The following is a 21,688-nucleotide window of genomic DNA, read 5'->3' on the forward strand; positions in this document are numbered from 1 at the left end:
TGAGTTAGTTGCTGCTGCTGTTGTCGTTTTTGTTGTCGACGCGGTAGCTGAAGCTGAAGCCCACGCCCTGGAACAACACGACGTCCGCCAGTTGCCGTGCGAGCTCACCGGCGCTGGCCAGCTTGGTCTTGGGCACGTACAGCATGTCGTCCGCTTGCAGGTAGGCGATCTGGGAAGCGTTGCCGGACAAGGCTTTTTCCACGTCGTAACGATGCGCGACCACCTGGTTGCCGTTACGCCGCATGATCATCACCGAGTCCAGGCGAGCCTTGATGTTGGAACCGCGGGCCATGGTCAGGGCTTCGAGCACCGACACCGGACGGCGGATCGGGTAGGAGCCCGGCTGGCCGACTTCACCCAGTACATAGATTTCGTTGCCGGCGGTGGACTTGAGCAACACGTCCACGGTCATGCGCCCCGGCAAGGTGGCGTAGCGTGTATTGAGGTAGGCCTCCAGTTGGTTGACGGTCATGCCTTGCAGCGGCACGGCGCCGATTTCCGGGAAACTGGCGTAGCCATCGGTGCCCACGGTGATTTCCCGGCTCATGCCGGTGCCGGGGTGATTGAGCGTGGACTTGAGGTTCTGTTCATTGGTCAGCGGGCTCACCAGGTTCACCGACAGCTGATTGCGGTTGGGCTGGAACAGCTGTTTGCGGTCGTAGGCGCGCTGAATCGCCGCACGAGCTTCATCGCGGGTCAGCCCCTCGATTTTCACCGAGGTGTTGGCCCCTGGCAGTTCGATGGTGCCATCGGGCAGCACCAACTGGTTGCCGTTGAGTTGGCTGGCGGCGGTGAAGTTCAGCGCGATCATGTCTCCGGACTGCACGCGATAGGCGTCCGAACCGCTGGTGCTGATGTGGAAGATCACGTCCAGCACATCCTGTGGGCGCAGAGTCTGTTCGACCTTGGGCACGTCGGTGGCCTGGGCGTTGGCCGGTGGAGCCGTGAGGATTTGCACCGGCATGCTTTGGGACTGGTCGGAAGTGCTGGAGCAACCTGCGAGGGGCAGCAACAGCAGGACAAGCATCTTGGCGTTCATGGCGTCATCCTTATCTGGTTGCTCACAGGTTTTTGTACAGCCACTTGGGCATGTAGTACTTGCGTCGGTTGAACACGCTGCCGACCAGTTTCGCGCCGGCTTGGCTCAGGCGCTGGGCCGCGGCCTGGGCCACTTCCCAGCGGGTGTCTTCCGAACGCACGACCATGACCACGCCATCGACCTGGGTGCTGATGACCAGGGTGTCGGAAGCCGAATACACCGCATCGCCGTCGATCACCACGAACCGGTACTGGCTGCCGAGTTGATTGAGCAAGGGACGCAGGCGTTCGGCTGTCAGGTGTTCGTTGCCACGGGAATGGCGGCCGAACGGCAGCACGTGAAAGGGCAGGCTGGAGACGTCCACCACACAGTCCTGCAACAAGGGCGGGCTCTGGTCATTGAACAACAGGTCGCGAAACCCCCGTTCCCGGGTCAGCCCCAACTGTTGCGTGAGGTTGGTCGCCGACTGGCTGGCGTCCACCAGCAGCACCAGGCCGCTGCTCATCTGCGCCAGTTGACTGGCCAGCGCCAGGGCGCTGGTGGTGGTGCCGGCGCCGGGGTTGGCGGAGGTGAGGAAAAGGATCCGCAGGTCCTGGTCGAGCACGGTCGATGTCAGGTTGGACTCGCTCGGGCTGGCAATGCTGAGGCTTTTAGCAGTTGAACCGTCCATTAACTCGCTCCGTGGCCGCTGAATACTTTGAAAGGGGTTTTCAACAGAATCTTCAAATCAAGCAGCAGGCTCTGTTGGGCGATGTAACGCAGGTCCAGCTCAACGCGCTGGTCGAAGTCGATATTGCTGCGCCCGGAGATTTGCCACAGGCCGGTCATGCCGGGGTAGATGCTCAGGCGCGCGAGGTGGTTGTCCTTGTAGCGGTAGGCATTGAACGAAGTCGGCCGCGGGCCTACCAGGCGCATGTCGCCGGTCACCACGTTGAACAGGTTCGGCAGCTCGTCGAGGCTGGTGCGTCGCAGGAAACCGCCGATACCGGTGATGCGCGGGTCCTTGTCGATCTTGAAGTCGATGGCGTCGGCGCCGTGCTTGTTCAGGTACCGCAGGGACTCCTTGAGCTCCTCGGCGTTGGAGACCATGGTGCGGAATTTGTACATGCCGAACAGGCGGCCGCGGTAACCGGTGCGCTTCTGCACGAACATCACCGGCCCCGGGCTGGTGAGTTTGACGGCCAGCGCCAGCCCCAGCAGCACCGGCGCGATCAGCACCAGGATCAGCAGCGCACCGAGGCACGCCATTACGCGGTTGGTGCGCGACAGGGTCCACGGCCGGCCACCGTCGCGACCGGTCGCCCAGCCGCGGCCCTGCATGTGGATGGCAGCGTCCATGCGCATGCGGTGCTCGGGGTCCATGCGCTTGTCCCTGCGCATTGTGTCCAAGGGCAGACTTTTCTCATGACCAGTCATAAATCCTCCGCAGAGTTCAGCCGCGTGCGGCATGGGCGATGCGCAGTTAGTTAGTGTTGATCAGATTATTGCTTAGTTAATTAGTTTTGATCGGATTGTTGCTTAGTTAATTGGTATTAATCAGTTAATTATTTTGTTAGTTGGTGCTAACTATTTAATTACTTGGTTAGTAGTAAGCGCGGAACCAGGCAACGAAGCGCCCAAGTCCCTCATCCAGCTCGATCCTTGGCTGGAAATCGGTCGCGCGGGCCAGGTCGCTGGCATCGGCGCAGGTGTTGAGGACATCGCCGGGTTGCAGAGGCAGTAGCTCGACCCGGGCTTTTTGCCCCATGTGTTTCTCCAGTAACGCCAGATACTCCTTGAGCGCCACCGGATGCTGGCCGCCGATGTTGAAGATCCGCCAGGGCGCCATGCTCGTGGCCGGGTCCGGTTGCTCGCGGTCCCATCGAGCGTTGGCTCGCGGCGGGCTATCGATCAGGCGCGTGATGCTCTCGATAATGTCGTCGATGTAGGTGAAGTCCCGCTGGTGTTCGCCGTAGTTGAACAGCTTCAGTGGTCGTTCTTCGGCGATGGCCCTGGCGAACTGGATCGGCGACATGTCAGGCCGTCCCCAAGGGCCGTACACCGTGAAGAAGCGCAGGCCGGTACAGGGAATACCGAACAGGTGGCTGTAGCTGTGGGCCATCAGTTCGTTGGACTTCTTGGTCGCCGCGTACAGCGACAGCGGATGATCGACACCATCGCGTACCGAGTACGGTGTGTGCTGGTTGGCGCCATACACCGAACTGGACGAGGCGTAGATCAAGTGTTTGACCGGGTGCTTGCGGCAGCTTTCAAGGATGTTCAGGAAGCCGCTCAAGTTGCTGTCCAGGTAGGCCCGGGGATTTTCCAGGGAGTAACGCACACCGGCCTGGGACGCGAGGTGGATCACCACTTCGGGTTGTTCTTCGGCAAACAGCGCCTCCATGGCCGTGGCATCGGCCAGGTCAATCGTTGAGAGCGCGAAAGGGCGTGCCTGCTCCTGCACCCAACGCACACGATCGTGCTTGAGTTGCGGGTCGTAGTAGCTGTTGAAGTTGTCCAGGCCGAACACCTGGTGTCCATCGCGCAGCAGTCGCAGCACGCAATGGGCACCAATAAAGCCGGCCGCTCCGGTGACGAGAATCTTCATGGACGCAAGGCCTCGGGCACGATGTGGCGCAAGCCAATGCCGCAGTAGTGCAGGCCGGCGGCCGCCACTTGTTCCGGGTTGTACAGGTTGCGTCCGTCGACGATCACCCGTGCACGCAGCTTGCTCGCCAGCGTGTCGAAGTCGACCACGCGGAAGTTCTTCCACTCGGTGCAGATCACCAGGGCGTCGGCGTCCTCGAGCGTGTCATCGCGGGTGGCGCACAGATGCAGGTCGTCGCGGTAGCCGTAAAGGCGCCGGCATTCGGACATGGCTTCCGGGTCGTAGGCCTGCACGCTCGCGCGTTCGGCCCAGAGGGCTTCCATCAGGTAGCGGCTGGGTGCTTCGCGCATGTCATCGGTATTGGGTTTGAACGCCAGGCCCCACACGGCAATGGACTTGCCGGCCAGCCCGCCGGGAAATTGCGCCTTGAGCTTGCTGAACAGGATATGCCGCTGGTGGTCGTTGACGTCCGTCACGCTGCGCAGCAGCTTCAGTGGCATTCCGGCGTGTTCGGCGGTGTGCAGCAGGGCGCGCAGGTCCTTGGGAAAGCACGAGCCGCCGAAGCCGCAACCGGGGTAGATGAAGTGGTAACCGATGCGCGGGTCCGAGCCGATGCCTTTGCGCACGGCTTCGATATCGGCGCCCAGCAACTCGGTGAGGTTGGCCAGTTCGTTCATGAAGCTGATGCGCGTGGCCAGCATCGCATTCGCCGCGTACTTGGTCAGCTCGGCGCTGCGGTTGTCCATGAACATCAACTTGTCGTGGTTGCGGCAGAAGGGCGCGTAGAGATCGCTCATCTGGTCACGGGCTTCGTCGTCACTGGTGCCGACGATGATCCGGTCCGGGCGCATGCAGTCGACCAGGGCGCTGCCTTCCTTGAGAAACTCCGGGTTGGATACCACCCGTACCTTCAGCGAACCTTTGCCGCGACGCTGCAGTTCTTCAACCGCCGTGGCACTGACCTGGTCGGCCGTGCCCACCGGCACCGTGGACTTGATGATCAGGGTACGGTCGGCCTCCATTAAATTGGCAATCTGCCGGGCCACGTTCAGCACATGGCTGAGGTCGGCCGAACCGTCTTCGTCGGCAGGGGTACCGACGGCGATGAAGATCAACTCGGCGTGCTCCACCGCATCGCTGGCCTGGGTGGTGAAGAGCAGGCGACCGGCCTTGATGTTTTCTTCAAGGGTGCTGGAAAGCCCCGGCTCACTGATCGGTGGCACGGCCTGTTGCAGTTGCCGGATCTTGTTCGGGTCGATGTCGACACACAGGACACGATGCCCGACATCGGCCAGTGCCGCAGCTTGAATCAGGCCGACGTAGCCCGTACCAAATACGCTCACGTCCATATTGGCGTGCCTCGTAAGACGGTGGAGAGTTGCGAAGTAAAACTGTCAAAAGGGGTATAGACGAGCCTTGGTAAACCGTGTCGGCAAACCGGCTGTTGGATGGGCAAGACCTCCGAAAAAGTTGGAGGCTATTTGCCATCAAAGTCGCACCACTATTGGGTTTCCCCCCGACTTTGGGCGTTTTACGAGAATTTCATGAAAACGATGGACGGTCGTAAGTCTTGAAATACAAGGGCTGTAGCTGCTCTGGTGTGTCAGATTTGAGCCACCTGTTTTTTGACGCTTTATCCCGAAGTCCGCCAGTTCTTATGCGAAGGTGGCGCGGTGCTATCATCAAGGGGCGACCGACGAACTATTGGCAATCAACTTGGAAAAACGTTGCTAACACAATGAAACGATCGGTCGACGGCGGTGCCCGGAGCAGGCAGTTTTATGAATGGGGCGCAGCCATGGGCAGGCACGGGTCAGTTGCTCTACCTTGCCGGTTTCGCCAGGCACCCGGCGCGCACCCCAGCCACCGCAGGCAGGCACGGTTGAAGCTTTGCACATCGCTGTAGCCGAGGCGGTCGGAAATCTCCACCAGCTCCAGGTCCGTTCCCTGTAAAAAGTCTTCGGCCCGGTAGCGGCGGTATTCGTCGAGCAACTCTGAAAAACTCCAGCCCAACGCCTTCAAACGTCGGGCGGCGGTGCGCTCGAGCAAGTGCTGGGAGGTGCAGAATTGCTGCCAGTTGGCCCCGGCGAGGTCGCCGATCAAATGGTCGCAGACTTGCTCCAGCAAGGTCGGTTCGCTGTTGCGTCGGGTCTGCTCCAGCAGCTCGACCAGCGTGTGTTCCAGGTCATGATTACCCGGCGTCAACGGGATGACGAACAGTTGTGGATCGAGGCGGATCGAGTGCTGCGCCTGCCCCCATTGCACCGGTGCGCGAAAGGCTTGTTGATGTTCCTGCGCATTGGCTGTGCAAGCACCGGCCAGCCCGACCCCCAGAATCGGATCACGCTCCAGGCCGCTGGCGAGGAATTTTCGCCGCAACATGCTGCACAGGCTGATGAGGATGTAATCGGTGGTCGCCGCACTGGTTTTCACGCTGCCACGGTCGAGCAGGTGCAGTTCGACGCTGTCGTCGCCGCGCACGATCTGCGCCTGGAAGTGCCCGTTGAAAAACGGAAAGAAGCGCACGAAATACTGGCAGGCGCTGTCCAGTGAGGCGGCCACGTCGAACAGGTACGTCAGGCCATTGGTGGCGGTGGAAACGAAACGCCGGCCGGCCGCCAGGCCGATCAGCGGGTCGCCGGTCTGCTCCAGGGCAAACGCCCAGAAGCGCCGCGACATGAACAGTGGAATGCGCATGAATGGCGTGCGCAACTCGAACAGGCTGCGGCGAAACAGGCCTTCGATACTGTCCCGGTCCACGCCACGGGCCAGCAACTCTTCGATGGCCGGCAGCAGGGTCGGCGCATAGAACGCATTGGGTATCGATTGATCGTGCAGTGGCTGATCGCTTTTTGTCATGTAGGGCTCACAGCTTGTTCCGGAACACTGGTTAGGCTGCCCGACGTTAAGCGATTTGCCGGAGCAAGACCATGCTTGATTTACGCCAGCTCGATTTGAACCTGTTGCTCGCCTTCGATGCGATTTACCAGCAGCGCAGCGTCACCCGTGCGGCCGAGGTGATGTGCCTGTCGCAACCGGCCATGAGCAATGCGTTGCGTCGTCTGCGGGAATTGTGCGGCGATCCGCTGTTCATCAAGAGTCGCCTGGGGGTGACGCCGACACTGGTCGCCCATCGTCTGGCCGACTACGTGCGTGCCGCACTCGAGTCGTTGCGCGATGGCTTGCGCATGATTCCCGCCGCGCGGCAGAACAATCCGCTGCTGCGCATCAGTTGCCTGGATTGCCTGCAACCGGTGCTGCTCGATGCCTTGCTCGAATCGCCCCACGCCGATTGGCAGGTGCGTTATTTCCAGCCCCGGCGCCGCGACGCCTTGCAGGACCTGGCCAGCGGCAAGCTGGATATCCTGATCGACCTCGACCAGCCGCTGGCAGGGCTTGCCGGCTTGCACAAACAGGCACTGCCCGCCGACCATTATGTGTTCGCCTATGGCGCCGCGCTCAAGGAACCGCCGCGCACACTGCAGGCGTATCTGGAGCAGCCGCAGATCCAGGTGTCGAGCCGCCGCGACGGGCTCAGCCCGGTGGACTTGCAGCTTGGCCTGAAAGGCCTGCGCCGCAATGTGGCGATGAGCACCCAAAGTACTCTGGCGGCAAAGCTGATCGCCGATCGCCAGCCGTTCGGCATCAGCCTGCCAAGCCGGGTCGCCAACGTGTTGGGCCTGCAACACGTACCGCTGCCCCTTGACGAACCGGTGGAATTGAAGCTGGCGCTGTACATCGAGTCGCGCTATCGCTTCGAGCGCAGCCGCGAAGAGGCGATGCACTGCCTGCTGCGCGCCCTCGGTGAGCCCCGGGCATTGCAGGCGCTGGTGCGGCGTGCGTGATGTGCAGGCAGCAACGCCAAACCCTGTGGGAGCGGTGGTTGCTCGACTAATTCGACGCCAGCAAGCGCCGGTCAACCGACAGCACCGCATCGACCATCGCCAGCGCGGCCGGTGTCAGGGAGTGGCCGGCGCGGCTGACGATGCCGTAGTGCAATTGCAGGCCGGGATCCTCCTTGGGCACATCGGCAAATTCCAGCAGGCGAATCAGGCCCTGGTCCACCAGTTCGGCCAAGGCTTCCACTGTGGCGATGCCCACCGCGTCGGAGCGCATTACCACGCGGCGGATCGCATCGAATTGCGCGCATTCCACGCTTGGGTTGAAGTCCGCCTCGCCTTGCACGTCGGCGAGGATCTTGCGAATCATCGGCGGTATTCGCGTGCCGACCACCGCGTAGTCGAGCAGGGCGCGCAGGGACAGGTTTTGCTGTTGCACCAAGGGATGGCCGACACGGCAAAAGAACCGCCCGCGTCGAGGGCGCAACAGCTGAACCTGGTACTGCGGGTCGCCGGTGAAGTACCGCGCGTCGGCCACGAGGAATTCGATCTGCTGCTCACGAAGCCAGACCGCCAGTTGCTCCCAGTCGCCCTGGTGGAAACTGATGCGGATCGCCGGGTGCGCCTGGATGAATTGCGCCAGCGCCTCGGGCACCAGCACCTGGGCCGGATACGGGCCGCAGCCGAAGTGCAACTCGCCACCGGTCAGGCCGTTGTATTGCGTCAGTTCGTTGTGCAAGGCCTGGCTGCCGGCGAGCAGGCGCCGGGCGTGTTGCAGCACCAGTTCTCCCTGGCCCGTCAGGCGGAATTCGCGGCTGCTGCGTTCTACCAGCGCGCAGTCGAGGTCGCGCTCCAGGGTCTGGATGCTGCGACTGAAGGCGGGTTGGCTGAGGTTGATCGCCTCGGCGGCCCGGCCGAAGTTGCGGTAATCGGCCAGGGCGACAAGGTGGCGGAGTTGTCGTAGGTCCATCATGCGCCTCCTGCATTCTGCGGATACTTTTAATGCATTGGATCGATAGCACAGAGGCTGGCATAAGTACATTCCTGTCTTCTCGCCGTAACCTGCCATGACCAGCGAACCGTTCATTTCCAGCGCCTTCACCCGCACCATTCTCAGCCATGCCCGGCAATACGGACTGTGCCAGGACCAACTGCTGGAACGAGCCGGCATCTGCCTGTCGTTACTCGAGGGGCAGGACCTGCATGTGCCCGTGCACCTGGTCGAACGCCTGTGGAGTGAATGCGAACGTGCGGGTGCGGGGGTGTCGTTTGGCTGCGATCTGGTCAACGGCATGGCGACCACGACGCTGCGGGGGTTGAACATTCTGCTGGACTCCGCCGCGACTCTGCGGGCGAGCCTGACGTGTTTCACCGATTTCCTGCCACGGGTGACCAACTACGTAGTGGCGGAACTGGAGGAGGGTGACGGACAGGCCCGCTTGCACTTGCGCAGTGTTGACCGGCAGCCGCATTTTTTCGGCCTCGATGCTGCGACACTGACGTTGGTGCGCAACATCGCCCGACGTTTGGGGCGAGCGCCGGCCGAGGTGTTCGTCGCGGTCCACCTGACGCCGCAACAGGCTGCCGGGCAATGGTTGCGTAGCGCTGGTGTCGAGGTACTTGAGGGTGCACATCCGTGTCTGAGCCTGCCAGCGGCCAGTCTTGATGAGCCATTGCTGGGGGCCAACGGGTTTTTGCATCAGAGCATGTTGCGGCACTGGCAGACTGCGGCGGCGCAGCATTCGCGCAGTGACAGTCTGGAGATGGCGCGGCACTGGTTGACGGCGGGGGATCAGCCGATCGAGCGGATTGCCGAGCGGTTGGGGTATCGGCAGCCGAGTAACTTCATTCGAGCGTTTCGCAAGCAGTTCGGGATTACGCCCAAGCAGTTTCGCCTTGGTTTGTAGTTTTGGTTGAGTACATATCCGTTGCTGCGGTCATGACCACTTGCGGCTCCGCTCTTACAGCGTGTCACTTTTGGCAAACGCGGTGCGTGTCAACGTACCTGTCGCCTCACTACTTTCAGAAGACCATAACGTCCCTGGCTTCTTGGCGTTCTGGGTTCAAATAAACGGCGCTGCGCGCCAATCCCCGGATAAACACCGGAACGAGGCCTCCCGAGGGGGCGGGTGGATCAAGATCAAAAGCTGCAGGCGAGCTAACGCTCGGCCTGATGAGTGGTGAAGAGCGAAGGTGTACGCCGATCAACTAATGAAATGGCTACCCCCCGCTGCCCCCTGTGATCGCCCATTAAGCTTTCACAGGGGGCTCATCGGAGATCATTGCCATGAACAACGTAGCTATTGCCGCCATCGACCTCGGAAAACATTCCTTTCATCTTCATGCTCAAGATGATCGCGGCCACGAGGTTCACCGCAAAAAGTTTACGCGCGCAGCACTCACCCAATATCTGGCGAAACTGGAACCCTGCACCGTCGTGATGGAAGCCTGTGGCGGCGCCCATTTCATGGCGCAGGAAGTCGCCAAGCTGGGGCATACGCCCAAGCTTATTGCGCCACATCTGGTACGCCCTTACGTGAAGAGCAACAAGAACGACTTCGCTGATGCCGAAGCGATCTGCGAGGCGGCGACTCGCCCCACAATGCGCTTCGTGCACCCCAAAACCCAGGCTCAGCAGGCGCTGGCGATGCTCAATTCTGTGCGTGAGTCGTTCATCAAAGACCGTACCGCCACCGTCAATCGGATTCACGCAGCCCTGCTGGAGGTGGGTATCAGCCTGGCTCCCGGCTTCAAATCCATCAAAGAGCTTCCAGCATTGCTTGAGATGAGTTCATTTTCCGGCCCCATCAAAAAAATTCTGATGGGGTTGCATGAGCACTTCAACTATCTGGATGGGAAGGTCAAAGCGCTGGACAAGGAGGTGGAATGCCAAGCCGCTGAAGCTGATCTGGCGGCTCGTTTGATGACCATGCCGTGTGTCGGCCCGATCACCTCCAGCGCCTTGGCTGCCGAGTTGGGCGATGGCAAACAGTTCAAATGCGGCCGAGGCTATGCGGCGTCGATCGGGCTGGTACCCAAACAGCACGGCACGGGCGACAAAACCGTGTTGCTCGGCATCAGCAAGCGCGGCGATCGAAATCAGAGGCGCCTGCTCATTCAGTGCGCCCGTGTGTACTTGATACAGCTGGAACGACAGAAAGGCGCCTTGGCGGACTGGGTCCGCCAACTATTAGCTTCCCGCCATCACTCCAATCTCGTGGTCTGCGCACTGGCCAACAAGCTGGCAAGAATCGCCTGGGCGATAGCCGCACACCACACTGAATTCGATGCGGGGCCAGCCGCGATGAACGCCTGCCCCCGCTGTCACCCGAGCACCACCCACCTGGTTTTGCGATGCTGGATAACTGATGACGTGAACGGCCAACCGGCCTGACGACAACCCTGGGCTCCTACACGGCTGTAAGGCCGTTCAACTAATTAGGGTCGTTGGGCATCGATTCTCATCGAGGCGCGGGGCGACACCCCCACTCAGACGCCGGATAGATGAAAGCAAGCCAAACACGACATCAAAAACAGTATTGCAGAAAAGGGGGTAACCATAGATGTAGGAGCGAGCCTGCTCGCGATGACGGCCTGCCAGCCGACCATTCTTTATGGCAAGGCCGGTATCCTCACCCTTAAGCCAAACCCTTCTGCCCTGGCAACTTCGGCTCCGCACACCACCCGCCACCCTCAAGAGTCAGCTCACGGATCGAGCAGAGTGCTCCAGCCAATCTGGCGGGCAAGGATGAGCGCCATAGAAGCGGTGCATTTGCATCAGGTCACGCTCGAACCAGTCCCGGACCCAACGGCTGTACTGCGCCTGCGCTTCGTATTGGACATCAGGCTGTTGGAGGCAGTCGAACACTGCCTGCGCCGCCTGCATACCGGTCATCAGCGCCTTGAGTACGCCATGCGAAGCCGCTGGATCGAGCACGCTGGCCGCATCGCCAACCGTGAAAAAACCTGCACCTGCAAGCGCCGCGCTGATGCGCCAGGACACATCGGCACCTCGAATGGAGCCTGCGAATGGCAACCGTTGCAGGTGTTCGGGCACGCTTCGGGACTTGGGCGAAGACTTGTCAAAACACAGGCGCGTCCAATGCAGCAACTGATCTTCCACACGGGCCACCCAGGTCCAGCCATCGGGGTCGGCCCGCAGATGCGGGGTTTGCTCATAGGGATCGATGCAGCCTTTGAGGTAACCGTATCGGGCGATCAACTGCGGCGAATGGCGACGCACCTTTAACGAGAATTGCCGGCTCAGCCAACCCGTCGCCCCGCTGGCGTCGATCAGGTAGGGCGCGAACAAAGGGCCTGAATCGGATTCCAGGCCAATCACTCGCCGGTCGTGGGTCAACAGGCGTCGGGCCCGGCACGGTTGCAGCACCCTGACGCCCAGCATCTCAGCCCGTTGCAGCAATTCCGCGTCCAGTCGCGCCCTGGCAATTTGAAAGCCAAGCCAGGGACCGGCAAGGTCCTCGCCAAAACCACTGAAGCGAGGCGGGCCGTCCCACTGCACCCATTGCCCGGGAAAACGAATCGTCCCCTGGCTACACACTTGATCGGCCACCCCCAATTGTTGCAGCAAGGGCTCGATACCCGGGTGCAGGCTTTCGCCCGGACGAAACCGTGGAAAGCCCTGGCCCTCGAGCTGTGCCACCCGCAGTCCACGCTGCGCGCAACTGATTGCCGCGGCACTTCCCGCTGGGCCACCCCCGACCACCAGCACATCAAAGTGATTCACTTGGCGATTTGCCAAGACGATTCGTCGTGTTTGACCAGGATCGCTTCAGCACTGACCAACAGGGTCGCCAGGTGCAGGATCTCTACATTGCGCAGTTTGAAGTCGCTATCCGGGGTCGAGTCGAGTCCTCGCTTGTACATCTGATAGCGATGCACCCATCCGTTCAGTTGCAGACCGGCTTCCTGCTCGGCAGTGTCGAGTTCCGGATTCGGCCGCTGCACGAGGGTGAATGACAATAACGGCCACGTATTGCGCAGCGGTTTGTCATTCCCGACTCCCAGCACGTTGTACACCCGATGCATTGACAGCACCCGGTCTTCGTAATCCTGCAGGGTGGTGTTGCCCGTCATTTGCAGGGAGAAGCGTCCATCCAGTGCCACCTGGGTGTAGTCGGTGTATTCGTAGGCGTGGTATTGGACTATCCAGTCCCCCGCTTGCTGTACCAGGCGTGGCCCTCGCTGGTTATCCCAAGCCGGGGCGCCGGTCTGGCCGATTTCCTGGTCAGTCAGCGGGATGATGGTGTGCAGCCTGCCCCGTGGTTCAAAGGTGCGCACCGAATCCGGCGCCACACCCGGCCAGTAGGAACCAAGGGCTGCGCAAATACGCACATCTTCGGTAAAGGGGCTGGCCATCTGGTATCCGCTGAGGCAATCCAGCGGGGTCCCGCCTCCGGATTGTTTTCGAATCCATCCGACTTCCCAGCCGGGGCCGAAGATGCCGGCTGCGGCATCCGGCAACGAGGACGGGCGCATGACCGCTGGCCGTTGCTGGCTGGGAGACAACGTCGAGCCCGTTTCACGTGGCAAGGCCACGATGGCGGTGACCCCGCGATCATCCTCCGAAAAGGGTTGATCCTTCAGGCTCAGGTTGGCGCGGTACCGAACATTGGACAGCGCCTCCAGTCGCGCATGCCAGATGTCCGGGGAGGGCCGGGTGGGCTCTGTATTTGCCCAGCGTATGAGTTGACGCTGGCTGCACAGCGGAAAGAAATCCGGGGCGCCGATCACCGAATACGCCGCCACTGTTGGCAGAACACTCTCCAATGCAGGGCAACGAGCCCGAACCCAGCCATCGGCTGTGCCGTCATGGTAGTGCAGAGCCTGATAGCCTCCTTGCTTGACCCGTTCCGCCACGCCCTTTTGGTCATTCAGGTTCTTGAAGCTGCCGTCCTCCAGCACCTTATGTCGACCATGCACCATGCCCGCGGTGTTGGGTGGCAGCTGAAATGCCAGGGGTTTTTCCTGGTAGATGGCCTGTTCAACCAACCGGGGCCTGGGCTGCGGGAGCAGTAGCCCCGGCCCCAGATCTGCTTGCGTAGCCCAATCAGCCAGTCCATCAGTGATGACGAACGGCGGCTGGCTGATTTCGGGCTCCTGCCAGCCTGTGCCGGTATGGCGCAGATGAATGTGCCGTAACTTCTCGTTGATCTGGTGGTTTTCCAGCTCAAGTGTCAGGTCCATCCCGGCCAGGCACTGCGTCCCCTCGAAGAGTTTGTGCAGCGGCACCCAGAAATCCAGATCGGCATCAACATCGACTTGAAAATCCATCGGCCCGAAACGTGCGGCGTCACCCTTGTGTTGCATGGCGATGTAAGCGCTGTAACGCACGGGCATGACCCTGATGCCGTGCACGTCATCATCCACGAACGGCAGGAAACACCGCCGTTGGGCGTCGTAGCGGGCGGAGGCGGTGCCGACGCGGGTGATGCCGGTACGGGAGAAGCACAGGTCGGCGTGTTCACCGTGCACGGTGTCGCCGGCGCAACGGTACTCGCTGGCAAACACCACCAGCGCCAGCGGTGCGCCCTTGGCTTTTTGCTGGAGGTCTTCGAGTGTGGGTGGGCTCACGCCATAGACATAATCAAGAATCGCTTCAATTTCGGCAGGTGTCGGATACAGCAGCAGAGGTAGACCGGCTCCGTCGGCAGTGACCTCGGGAGAGGCCAGCGCGTGATACAGCAGGCTGCGCGATGGCTGGCTGGACTCAATCGCCCGGTTGCCGGCGCTGGAAAAGTCCTCAAAGCCTGGAAGGTTGCGGTCGATGGTCAGCGGTTTGATCAGCTCGGTGTCGAGCGGTACGGCGAGGATGTCCAGCCCATGGCGCAGCAACAGTGAATGCCAGCCGCCAGGCGCCAGTCGCGTGCACGCCCGGGTCACTGAGTCGAGCAAGTCCATTGTGGTTTCCCGTTGATCCTGTGGACGGACATTGCACAGGAGCCCAGGGATAGCTGGCTACTGTCAGTTCTGACAGTGCTGACCAATGGTCGGCCGCCCTCGGTGTAAATAGATTCCACAGAGGGGGCGAGACATTCAGTGAAGCAGCGGCAACTTCAGCTCCGCACACAACCCGCCACCTTCACGATTGCTCAAGGTCAACGACCCTCCAATCGCGACCGCCAGCTGCTGGGCGATCGCCAGCCCCAGCCCGGTGCCGCCGGTGCTGCGGTTGCGGGAGTTTTCCACGCGGTAGAACGGTTCCATCACTTGCTTGAGTTCTTCCTCGGCGATCCCCGGGCCACGGTCAAGGATCCTGATCGACAGGTTGCCATCGGCCCGTTTTTCCACCTGCAATTCAGCTGCACCGGCAAACTTCAATGCGTTGTCCGTCAGGTTGACCAGCACCCGGCGCAAGGCGTGTGGGCGGGTGTCGATGACGGCTGCGCTCTTGCCGGTGAGCTGAACGTCCTTGCCCATGTCCTGATAGTCGAACACCAGGCTGTCGAGGAACGAGTCGAGGTCGGTGCGGCGGCTTTCTTCGGTGGCGCCGTGGATGCTGCGGGCGTAGGCCACGCCTTCGCGTACCAGGTGTTCCATCTCGCCCAGGTCGTTCCACAGTTTGTCTTTTTCGCTGGAGTCATCCATGAACTCGGCGCGCAGTTTCATGCGGGTGATGGGGGTTTGCAGGTCGTGGGAAATTGCCGCGAGCAATTGCATGCGCTCCTTCAGGTACGCCGCGATGCGCGCCTGCATCGAGTTGAAGGCCTTGGCGGCGTGGGCAACTTCGCTCGGGCCTTTTTCGTCCAGGAGTACCGGGTGGGCGTTGGGGTCCAGGGTTTCGACGGCACCGGCGAGGCGGGTGAGGGGGCGGATGGCGATTCTCACCGCCAGCCAGGAACAGGCCAGCATCAGCGCCAGTTGCCCGAGCAACACGATGGGCAGCCAGGGCGACAACGGCACCATCGCCGGGCGGACGTCGATGGTCAGCGGGCTGCCATCCGCCAGGTTCAAGTGCACTTGAAAATGTTTTTTCGGCCCGGGGATGTCGGTAAAGGTCATCGGGTAATCGTGGCCGATGGCGTCCTTGATCGAGGCAATGGCAATGGGCGCATCGGGCATGTCGGTGCGGATGGGCGTGCCCGGCGAACCCTCATTGAGCATGTAGCTGTAATTGCGCCGTTCCAGTTGTTGCAGCCAAGCCGCTCGCTCATCGGCGGGCAAGCGGTCGAGGATGGCAACGGAGGTGGAAACGTCGGTTTCCAGGTTGCCGAGCATGGTGTTTTTCGAGGACTCATAGCGTTCGTAGTACTGCGCGCCGAAGGACAGCGCCTGGGCGAGGATCAGGCCGATCAGGAAAATCAGCGACAGCCGCGAGGCCAGGGTGCGCGGCCAATGCAGCGCCAGGGTCATGATTGATCGCCCAGGATTTCCACCGGCAGGGAAAACACATAGCCTTCGCTGCGCACGGTCTTGATGTAGGCCGGTTCGCGGGCGTCGTCGAGCAAGCGCTGGCGCAGGCGACTGACCAGCAGATCGATGGAACGGTCGAACAGGTCGGCGTCGCGGCCCTGGGTCAGGTTGAGCAATTGATCGCGGTTGAGCACCCGTTGCGGATGGTCGAGAAACACCCGCAACAATCGATACTCGGCACCGCTCAGGGCCACCATGGTGCCGTCTTCATCGAGCAGGTGACGGGCCGAGGTGTCCAGGCGCCAGCGGCCGAAGGCCAACAGGCGGCTGGCTTCGGTCACCACCAGGTTCGGCGGCAGCATGCGCGTGCGTCGCAGCACCGCGTTGATCCGCGCCAGCAGTTCACGGGCAGCGAATGGCTTGACCAAGTAGTCGTCGGCGCCCATTTCCAGGCCGAGGATGCGATCGGTTTCATCGTTGCGGGCGGTGAGCATCAGCACCGGCGTGGCCTTGTGTTTGCCGGCGCGCAATTCGCGGCAGAGCACCAGGCCATCGTCCCCCGGCATCATGATGTCCAGCACGATCAGGTCCACCGGGGTGGTTTCCAGAAACGCGCGCATCTGCCGACCATCCGCCACGACGGTGGTGCGCAGGCCGTTCTTCTTCAGGTAGTTGCCAACCAGTTCGCGGATTTCGCGGTCGTCGTCAACGATGAGGATGTGATCAACGTGATCCATTGGGCCAAACCTCTGATAAATGGGGAATGCCACACAGTCTATCGAGCCTCGGCGGGCTCGCCTGCCGCCCTTTGTATTGCAGTGTATCTGGCTTGCCTGCGGATACACACGAAGGCAAAAAAGCCGATTTCCTGCGGTTTTGTATGCCTGTGTATCCAGACGCCGTTCTGATACGCAGCGATTGATTCACGCCGATTCCCGACACAGACGAGATACCTCGCAGGCTTTTAATAGGTTCCATCGAGGCAAGCCAGATCGCCTCGGATCAATCAACGATCAACCTGTTGAAACCTTGAGGAACTCGCCATGAACACCAAAGCCATCTATGCCGCCTGCCTGTTTGCCGCCCTGAACATCTGCACCCTGTCGGCCCGTGCCGAAGCCGATGTTGCGCCTAAAACCTACACCTACGGCACCCAACTTGACATCAAGAAAGTGGTGTCGCTGACCGAAGACGCAACGCCTTCCTGCGGCGTGGTGAATGCGCGGCTGACGTACCTCGACGCCCAGTCGAAAACCCAGGTGCTGGATTACCGCAAATTCGCCGACAACTGCAACTCGGAAAACTGAGTGTTGCGATCAACCACCGCTAAATCCATTTGAAACAGGAAGGACATCATGAACAACGTTTCCCGCTTTTTGACCGCCATTGCCTTTTCCGTCGCCGGTGCGGCGGCCCATGCCAACGCCGCTGTCGAGCAAAGCGCCTGCGCCAGCAACACCTGCTTCCAGCTCACGCCCGTGGCGGAGAAGGGCACCCAAGGCTTCCTGGCGCAGGACGGTTCCAGCCGCACGCCGCAGGGGCAGATGCTCGCCGAAAATGGTGCCAGCCGCACGCCTCAGGGGCAGTTGCTGGATGAGCAGACCGCTTGAGAACACCCCGATCCACAGTGGTGATGTGTTGCCCTCTAATTTGTATTAGGTGATCCCATGTTACTCATCGCTTTCCTGGGCGGCATATTGACCGTCCTCAGCCCGTGCATCCTGCCGGTCGTGCCGTTTCTGTTTGCCGGGGCCGACCGTACACGCTCCTCGATCCTGCTGACCCTCGGCGGCATGGTCCTGACCTTTGCCCTGGTCTCCAGCCTGGCCGTGGTCAGCAGCGAGTGGGTGATCCAGGCCAGCAACACAGGCCGCCACGTCGCGCTGCTGGTGATGGTGTTGTTCGCCCTGTCGCTGATATCTGCACGGGTCGGTGACTGGCTGGCGCGGCCCTTCGTGCTGCTGGGCAATCGCATCGACCCGAACTCGCGCAAGATGTCCGGGCCGTTGGCGTCGATCATGATCGGTGTCGCCACCGGGCTGCTGTGGGCACCCTGCGCCGGGCCGATCCTCGGGGTGATTCTCACCAGCGCCATGCTGCAAGGCGCGAACGCCGGCACCAGTCTGTTGCTGGTAGCCTATGGCGCCGGCAGTGCGCTGTCCCTGGGTACCTTGATCTTTGCCGGGCGCGGCCTGGTCAATCGCTTGAAACCGTCGATTCCGGTCACCGGCTGGTTGCGCCGTGGCGCCGGGGTTGCGGTGCTGTCCGGTGCGGCGGTGATTGCAACGGGGGCCAATGACCTGTTGCTGGCCAACACTTCATCGGAAGGTGTCAGCAGCGTGGAGAAAGGCGTGCTGGAAGCCGTGCCGAAAGTCGTCGATTACCTGGTCAGCAAGGTCAAGGCCGACAGCACCATGGGCGATGCCCAGGGCGCCATGCCCTCGCTGTCCGGCGCGGTGGGCTGGCTCAATTCGCCAGCACTGACCAATGAAACCCTGAAAGGCAAAGTGGTGCTGGTGGACTTCTGGACCTTCGACTGCATCAACTGCAAGCACACCCTGCCGTACGTGAAGGACTGGGCGAAGAAGTATGAAAAGGACGGGCTGGTGGTGATCGGTGTGCACACGCCTGAATACGGCTTTGAACGCATCATCGACAACGTCAGGGCCAAGGTGAAGGAGTACGGCATCACCTACCCGGTGGCGATCGACAACAACTACGCGATCTGGCGCAACTTCGACAACCAGTACTGGCCGGCGCACTACCTGATCGATGCCAAGGGGCAGGTGCGTTACACCCACTTCGGTGAAGGCAGCTACGACACTCAGGAGAAGATGATTCAGCAGTTGCTGGAGGAGGCCAAGGCTGGCGCGCCAGCCGCGTAATCCGCTCGATCAATGGCTCACAGGTCTCGCGCCATGAGCCATTGATCTTTTTCCCATGCCTGAAACCGCTCTTGCACCACCCAACCACGCTTGGCGTAATAAGCGCTCTGGTCCTGGGTGTGCAGGTAGATTCTCTTCTCGCCGCTGGCCTTGGCTTGCGCGCAAATCCCTTCTATCAATTGCTCCGCCAGACCCTTGCCGCGCGCTTCGGGGGCGACGAACACACAAGCGAGCCAGGGTCCCAGATCCGTGCGATGGGCCAGGTCAGCCCTGGCCAGTGCCGCGCCGCCCAGCAACTCGTCATGGTCGAGGGCGATCAGACATTTCCAGTCGCCGTTGTTCTGGCCTTCGGCGAACTCTCGTTGCCAGTCGGGCAGGGGCTGTCCGGCGTATTCGTAGTGGAACTGCCGGTGGATCCACGAAGCGAATGTGTTGCTGTGCTGCATATGTCGAGCAAGCCAGTCCAGGCGGGGTGCCATGTTGTGAGTCCTTTCAGATGTCGGTCGCTGGGTGGCGAGAGTAACGGGCCTGGGCGATGCTGTCGCCCCCGCCGGTTCAGCGACTGCTCAAGTGATTCGAGGCGGCCTGACCGCGCCGCCACGCCGCCGGTGGCGCACCGTACTCGCGACGGAAGGCGCGGCTGAAAGCGGTATCGGTCTGGTATCCCACTTCTTCGGCGATGCGCGTCAATGAGCTGTTGCTGCTGCGTAACAGGTTGGCGGCGAGCAACATGCGCCATTGCGTCAGGTACTGCATCGGCGACACCCCCACCAGTTGCTGGAAGCGTTCGGCCAACACCGATCTTGAGGTGCTGGCGGTGCGCGCCAGTTCGTCCAGTGTCCAGGCGTGGCAGGGTTTTTTGTGCAAGGCGTTGAGGGCGGCGCCTACGATGCGGTCGCGCACTCCGGCCAGCCAGCCGGTGCGGCCTTCGCCCTGTTCGTTCATGTACAGGCGCAACACTTCGATGAACAGCACTTCGGCAAGTTTGGCCAATACCCCTTCACCGCCAGGGCGGGGCGAGCGGGCTTCGGCGAGGGCATAGCGCACCGAGGATTCCAGCCAGATACCGGCATCCGAACCGCGCACATTGACCCGCACCACGGCCGGCAAGCCCTTGAGCAACATGCCCGCCAGGCGCGTATCGCACGCCAGGTAGCCGCACACCAGGCGGGTGAGCGCGCCACCCCCGCCATAGCTCAATTGCCGGGGCCGGCGCGCCAGCACCGCATCCAGCCGCGCACCCGTGGCCGGGGGCAATCCGGGATGTGAGCACATGCGATGGGCATCGCCCTGGGGGAAAATCACCACGTCGCCCGCACTCAGCAGCAGCGGCGGGTCATCGCCCAATTCCACGTAGCACTCGCCCTCGGTGATCAGATGAAAGATCACCACCCGTTCCGCATCGGGCTCCAGAAACGGCGCGGCGGTGTCGGCGCTGGGCGACTGGTAGCACCAGGGCGCGGTGAACCGGGCGTTGATAAAGATCGCGCCGACCAGGTGCACGACGCGCAGGGTCTGTGACAGAGCGTCCATTGGGGTTTCCCCGTGGGAGGTTCCTGATTGTGAGCGCGCCTGCGCGCTACGTGGAATCTCCGGACGATCGGGCAGGGTTGGGCGACGATCGGACAGGACGCCGGCGCCTGTCAGGACGATAGTTTGTCTACGGGGTCAATACCGGCCCTGCCACCCAGAACAAGAAAAGAGAGGTTGCCATGCCGAAGTTCGTGATTGAGCGCGAGATCCAGGGCGCCGGAGCATTGTCGGAAAGGGATTTGAAAGCCGCTTCGCTAAAGTCCTGCCAGGCGTTGCGTGAGTTGCCAGAGGTGCAGTGGCTGCAGAGCTATGTCACCGGTGACAAACTTTACTGCGTGTACATCTCGCCGAACGAGGCGCAGATCCAGGAGCACGCCAGGATCAGTGGTTTTCCCGCCAACCGCATTTCCCAGGTCATGAACATCATTGATCCGACGACGGCGGAGTAACCGCGACCGGCCCCGACTCGTGTTTCAACCCAGAGACCGTCTCCATGAGTACACCCATTGATCTGACTGCCTTGAAAAACCGCCAGATGGCCTCCTGGGCCAGCGGTGACTACGCCGTGATCGGCACCACCCTGCAGATCGTCGGCGAGCAACTGGCCGAAGCCTGCGACCTGTTGTGCGATGAACGCGTGCTCGATGTTGCCGCCGGCAACGGCAACGCAACCCTCGCCGCTGCCCGCCGTGGCTGCAAGGTGACGTCCACCGACTATGTCGCCGCCTTGCTCGAACGCGGTGAAGAAAGGGCGCGGGCCGAACGCTTCAACGTCTCCTTCCAGGTCGCCGATGCCGAAGCCTTGCCCTTTGCCGACGGCAGTTTTGATGCCGTGCTGTCGACCTTCGGCGTGATGTTCACGCCGGACCAGCCCAAAGCCGCCGCGGAACTGGCGCGGGTTTGTCGCCCGGGCGGGCGGATCGGCCTGGCCAACTGGACCCCGGAAGGATTCGTCGGCCAGATGTTCAAGACCCTGGGCCAGCACCTGCCGCCCCCTCCGGGTGCCAATCCACCCTCACGCTGGGGCACCGAAGCCTGGTTGCACGAGCATTTCGACGAGCGTGAATTCCTGCTCCAGGTGACGCGCCGCACGTTCAATTTCCGCTATCGCTCAGCGGCGCATTTCATCGACACCTTCCGCCAGTGGTACGGACCGGTGCACAAGGCCTTCGCCGCGCTGCCCGCGGATGGCGCCAAGGCATTGGAGACTGACTTGACCGAGCTGATCAACCGAATAAACCGTGCGGGTGACAAATCGCTGGTGGTGCCGAGTGAATACCTGGAGGTGGTGATTACGCGGCGTTGAACGGCCACGCACAACCCCTGTGGGAGCGAGCTTGCTCGCGATGGCTGCGGTCCAGTCGCAGCTACTGTGACTGATCGCTTTCGCGAGCAAGCCTGCTCCTACAAGCAAATACGGCGCCCGAAGGTG

The 21,688-nt window shown here is 61.6% G+C and carries 20 protein-coding genes and 1 pseudogene; 8 read left to right on the top strand and 13 right to left on the bottom strand.

Going from position 1 to position 21,688, the window contains the following annotated elements:
• Window positions 1-4 precede the first annotated feature (4 nt).
• From AABM52_RS11540 to AABM52_RS11565, 6 genes are all read right to left on the bottom strand, one after another.
• Complete coding sequence (locus tag AABM52_RS11540; protein ID WP_347911866.1) at window positions 5-1,039, bottom strand: polysaccharide biosynthesis/export family protein; 1,035 nt, start codon at window positions 1,037-1,039, stop codon at window positions 5-7.
• Window positions 1,040-1,061: 22 nt separating this feature from the next.
• Entirely contained in the window at window positions 1,062-1,709 is a 648-nt protein-coding gene (locus tag AABM52_RS11545; protein WP_347911867.1) for a CpsD/CapB family tyrosine-protein kinase, read from the bottom strand.
• A complete protein-coding gene (locus AABM52_RS11550; RefSeq protein ID WP_347911868.1) occupies window positions 1,709-2,455 on the bottom strand; it encodes a sugar transferase in 747 nt (248 codons plus the stop codon). Before AABM52_RS11550 ends, AABM52_RS11545 begins: the two co-directional genes overlap by 1 nt.
• Before the next feature lie 166 nt (window positions 2,456-2,621).
• The gene (locus AABM52_RS11555; RefSeq protein WP_347911869.1) at window positions 2,622-3,626 is read right to left on the bottom strand and encodes an NAD-dependent epimerase; all 1,005 of its coding nucleotides are present in this window, start codon (window positions 3,624-3,626) and stop codon (window positions 2,622-2,624) included.
• The gene (locus AABM52_RS11560; RefSeq protein ID WP_347911870.1) at window positions 3,623-4,975 is read right to left on the bottom strand and encodes a UDP-glucose/GDP-mannose dehydrogenase family protein; all 1,353 of its coding nucleotides are present in this window, start codon (window positions 4,973-4,975) and stop codon (window positions 3,623-3,625) included. Before AABM52_RS11560 ends, AABM52_RS11555 begins: the two co-directional genes overlap by 4 nt.
• Window positions 4,976-5,405: 430 nt before the next feature.
• Window positions 5,406-6,485 carry an AraC family transcriptional regulator ligand-binding domain-containing protein gene (locus AABM52_RS11565; RefSeq protein ID WP_347911871.1) on the bottom strand — a complete coding sequence of 360 codons (1,080 nt, stop codon included), beginning with the start codon at window positions 6,483-6,485 and terminating at the stop codon, window positions 5,406-5,408.
• 71 nt (window positions 6,486-6,556) lie between these two features.
• Between AABM52_RS11565 and AABM52_RS11570 the strand changes: the two genes are divergently transcribed.
• Window positions 6,557-7,471 carry a LysR family transcriptional regulator gene (locus AABM52_RS11570; protein WP_347911872.1) on the top strand — a complete coding sequence of 305 codons (915 nt, stop codon included), beginning with the start codon at window positions 6,557-6,559 and terminating at the stop codon, window positions 7,469-7,471.
• Window positions 7,472-7,517: 46 nt separating this feature from the next.
• Here the strand turns inward: AABM52_RS11570 and AABM52_RS11575 are convergent, their stop codons facing one another.
• The gene (locus AABM52_RS11575; RefSeq protein WP_347911873.1) at window positions 7,518-8,435 is read right to left on the bottom strand and encodes a LysR family transcriptional regulator; all 918 of its coding nucleotides are present in this window, start codon (window positions 8,433-8,435) and stop codon (window positions 7,518-7,520) included.
• A gap of 97 nt (window positions 8,436-8,532) precedes the next feature.
• Between AABM52_RS11575 and AABM52_RS11580 the strand changes: the two genes are divergently transcribed.
• Both AABM52_RS11580 and AABM52_RS11585 read left to right on the top strand, forming a co-directional pair.
• Entirely contained in the window at window positions 8,533-9,372 is an 840-nt protein-coding gene (locus AABM52_RS11580; protein ID WP_347911874.1) for a helix-turn-helix domain-containing protein, read from the top strand.
• Window positions 9,373-9,752: 380 nt separating this feature from the next.
• Window positions 9,753-10,751: pseudogene (locus AABM52_RS11585) on the top strand (IS110 family transposase); the annotation flags it as partial.
• 414 nt (window positions 10,752-11,165) lie between these two features.
• On the opposite strand, the gene AABM52_RS11590 reads toward AABM52_RS11585, so the two are convergent.
• From AABM52_RS11590 to AABM52_RS11605, 4 genes are all read right to left on the bottom strand, one after another.
• Complete coding sequence (locus tag AABM52_RS11590) at window positions 11,166-12,227, bottom strand: tryptophan 7-halogenase (protein WP_347911876.1); 1,062 nt, start codon at window positions 12,225-12,227, stop codon at window positions 11,166-11,168.
• Window positions 12,209-14,386, bottom strand: a complete 2,178-nt coding sequence (locus AABM52_RS11595) for a hypothetical protein (RefSeq protein WP_347911878.1) — start codon at window positions 14,384-14,386, stop codon at window positions 12,209-12,211. The genes AABM52_RS11590 and AABM52_RS11595 overlap by 19 nt, the downstream gene beginning before the upstream one ends.
• 135 nt (window positions 14,387-14,521) lie before the next feature.
• On the bottom strand, window positions 14,522-15,838 hold the full coding sequence (locus tag AABM52_RS11600; protein ID WP_347911879.1) for a HAMP domain-containing sensor histidine kinase: 1,317 nt from the start codon (window positions 15,836-15,838) through the stop codon (window positions 14,522-14,524).
• Window positions 15,835-16,575: a response regulator gene (locus tag AABM52_RS11605; RefSeq protein WP_095946382.1), complete on the bottom strand. Its 741-nt coding sequence runs from the start codon at window positions 16,573-16,575 to the stop codon at window positions 15,835-15,837. Before AABM52_RS11605 ends, AABM52_RS11600 begins: the two co-directional genes overlap by 4 nt.
• Before the next feature lie 306 nt (window positions 16,576-16,881).
• Between AABM52_RS11605 and AABM52_RS11610 the strand changes: the two genes are divergently transcribed.
• The 3 genes from AABM52_RS11610 to AABM52_RS11620 are packed head-to-tail and all read left to right on the top strand — an operon-like array spanning window position 16,882 to window position 18,723.
• Window positions 16,882-17,145: a DUF2790 domain-containing protein gene (locus tag AABM52_RS11610; protein WP_347911880.1), complete on the top strand. Its 264-nt coding sequence runs from the start codon at window positions 16,882-16,884 to the stop codon at window positions 17,143-17,145.
• A gap of 48 nt (window positions 17,146-17,193) precedes the next feature.
• Window positions 17,194-17,448, top strand: a complete 255-nt coding sequence (locus tag AABM52_RS11615; RefSeq protein WP_347911881.1) for a hypothetical protein — start codon at window positions 17,194-17,196, stop codon at window positions 17,446-17,448.
• A 57-nt stretch (window positions 17,449-17,505) separates the two neighbouring features.
• Window positions 17,506-18,723 (top strand): cytochrome c biogenesis protein DipZ, encoded by a 1,218-nt coding sequence (locus AABM52_RS11620; RefSeq protein WP_347911882.1) that lies wholly within the window; start codon window positions 17,506-17,508, stop codon window positions 18,721-18,723.
• Between the two features lie 17 nt (window positions 18,724-18,740).
• Here AABM52_RS11620 and AABM52_RS11625 read toward each other — a convergent pair whose 3' ends face one another.
• Both AABM52_RS11625 and AABM52_RS11630 read right to left on the bottom strand, forming a co-directional pair.
• Complete coding sequence (locus AABM52_RS11625; protein ID WP_347911883.1) at window positions 18,741-19,202, bottom strand: GNAT family N-acetyltransferase; 462 nt, start codon at window positions 19,200-19,202, stop codon at window positions 18,741-18,743.
• Between the two features lie 76 nt (window positions 19,203-19,278).
• Window positions 19,279-20,256: an AraC family transcriptional regulator gene (locus tag AABM52_RS11630; RefSeq protein ID WP_347911884.1), complete on the bottom strand. Its 978-nt coding sequence runs from the start codon at window positions 20,254-20,256 to the stop codon at window positions 19,279-19,281.
• Window positions 20,257-20,435: 179 nt separating this feature from the next.
• Here AABM52_RS11630 and AABM52_RS11635 point away from each other — a divergent pair, with 179 nt between their 5' ends.
• Both AABM52_RS11635 and AABM52_RS11640 read left to right on the top strand, forming a co-directional pair.
• Window positions 20,436-20,705: a DUF4242 domain-containing protein gene (locus AABM52_RS11635; RefSeq protein ID WP_095968203.1), complete on the top strand. Its 270-nt coding sequence runs from the start codon at window positions 20,436-20,438 to the stop codon at window positions 20,703-20,705.
• Window positions 20,706-20,749: 44 nt separating this feature from the next.
• On the top strand, window positions 20,750-21,562 hold the full coding sequence (locus tag AABM52_RS11640) for a class I SAM-dependent methyltransferase (RefSeq protein ID WP_347911885.1): 813 nt from the start codon (window positions 20,750-20,752) through the stop codon (window positions 21,560-21,562).
• Window positions 21,563-21,688: the final 126 nt, after the last annotated feature.

The sequence above is a fragment of the Pseudomonas grandcourensis genome (assembly GCF_039909015.1).
Classification (GTDB): Bacteria; Pseudomonadota; Gammaproteobacteria; order Pseudomonadales; family Pseudomonadaceae; genus Aquipseudomonas; species Aquipseudomonas grandcourensis.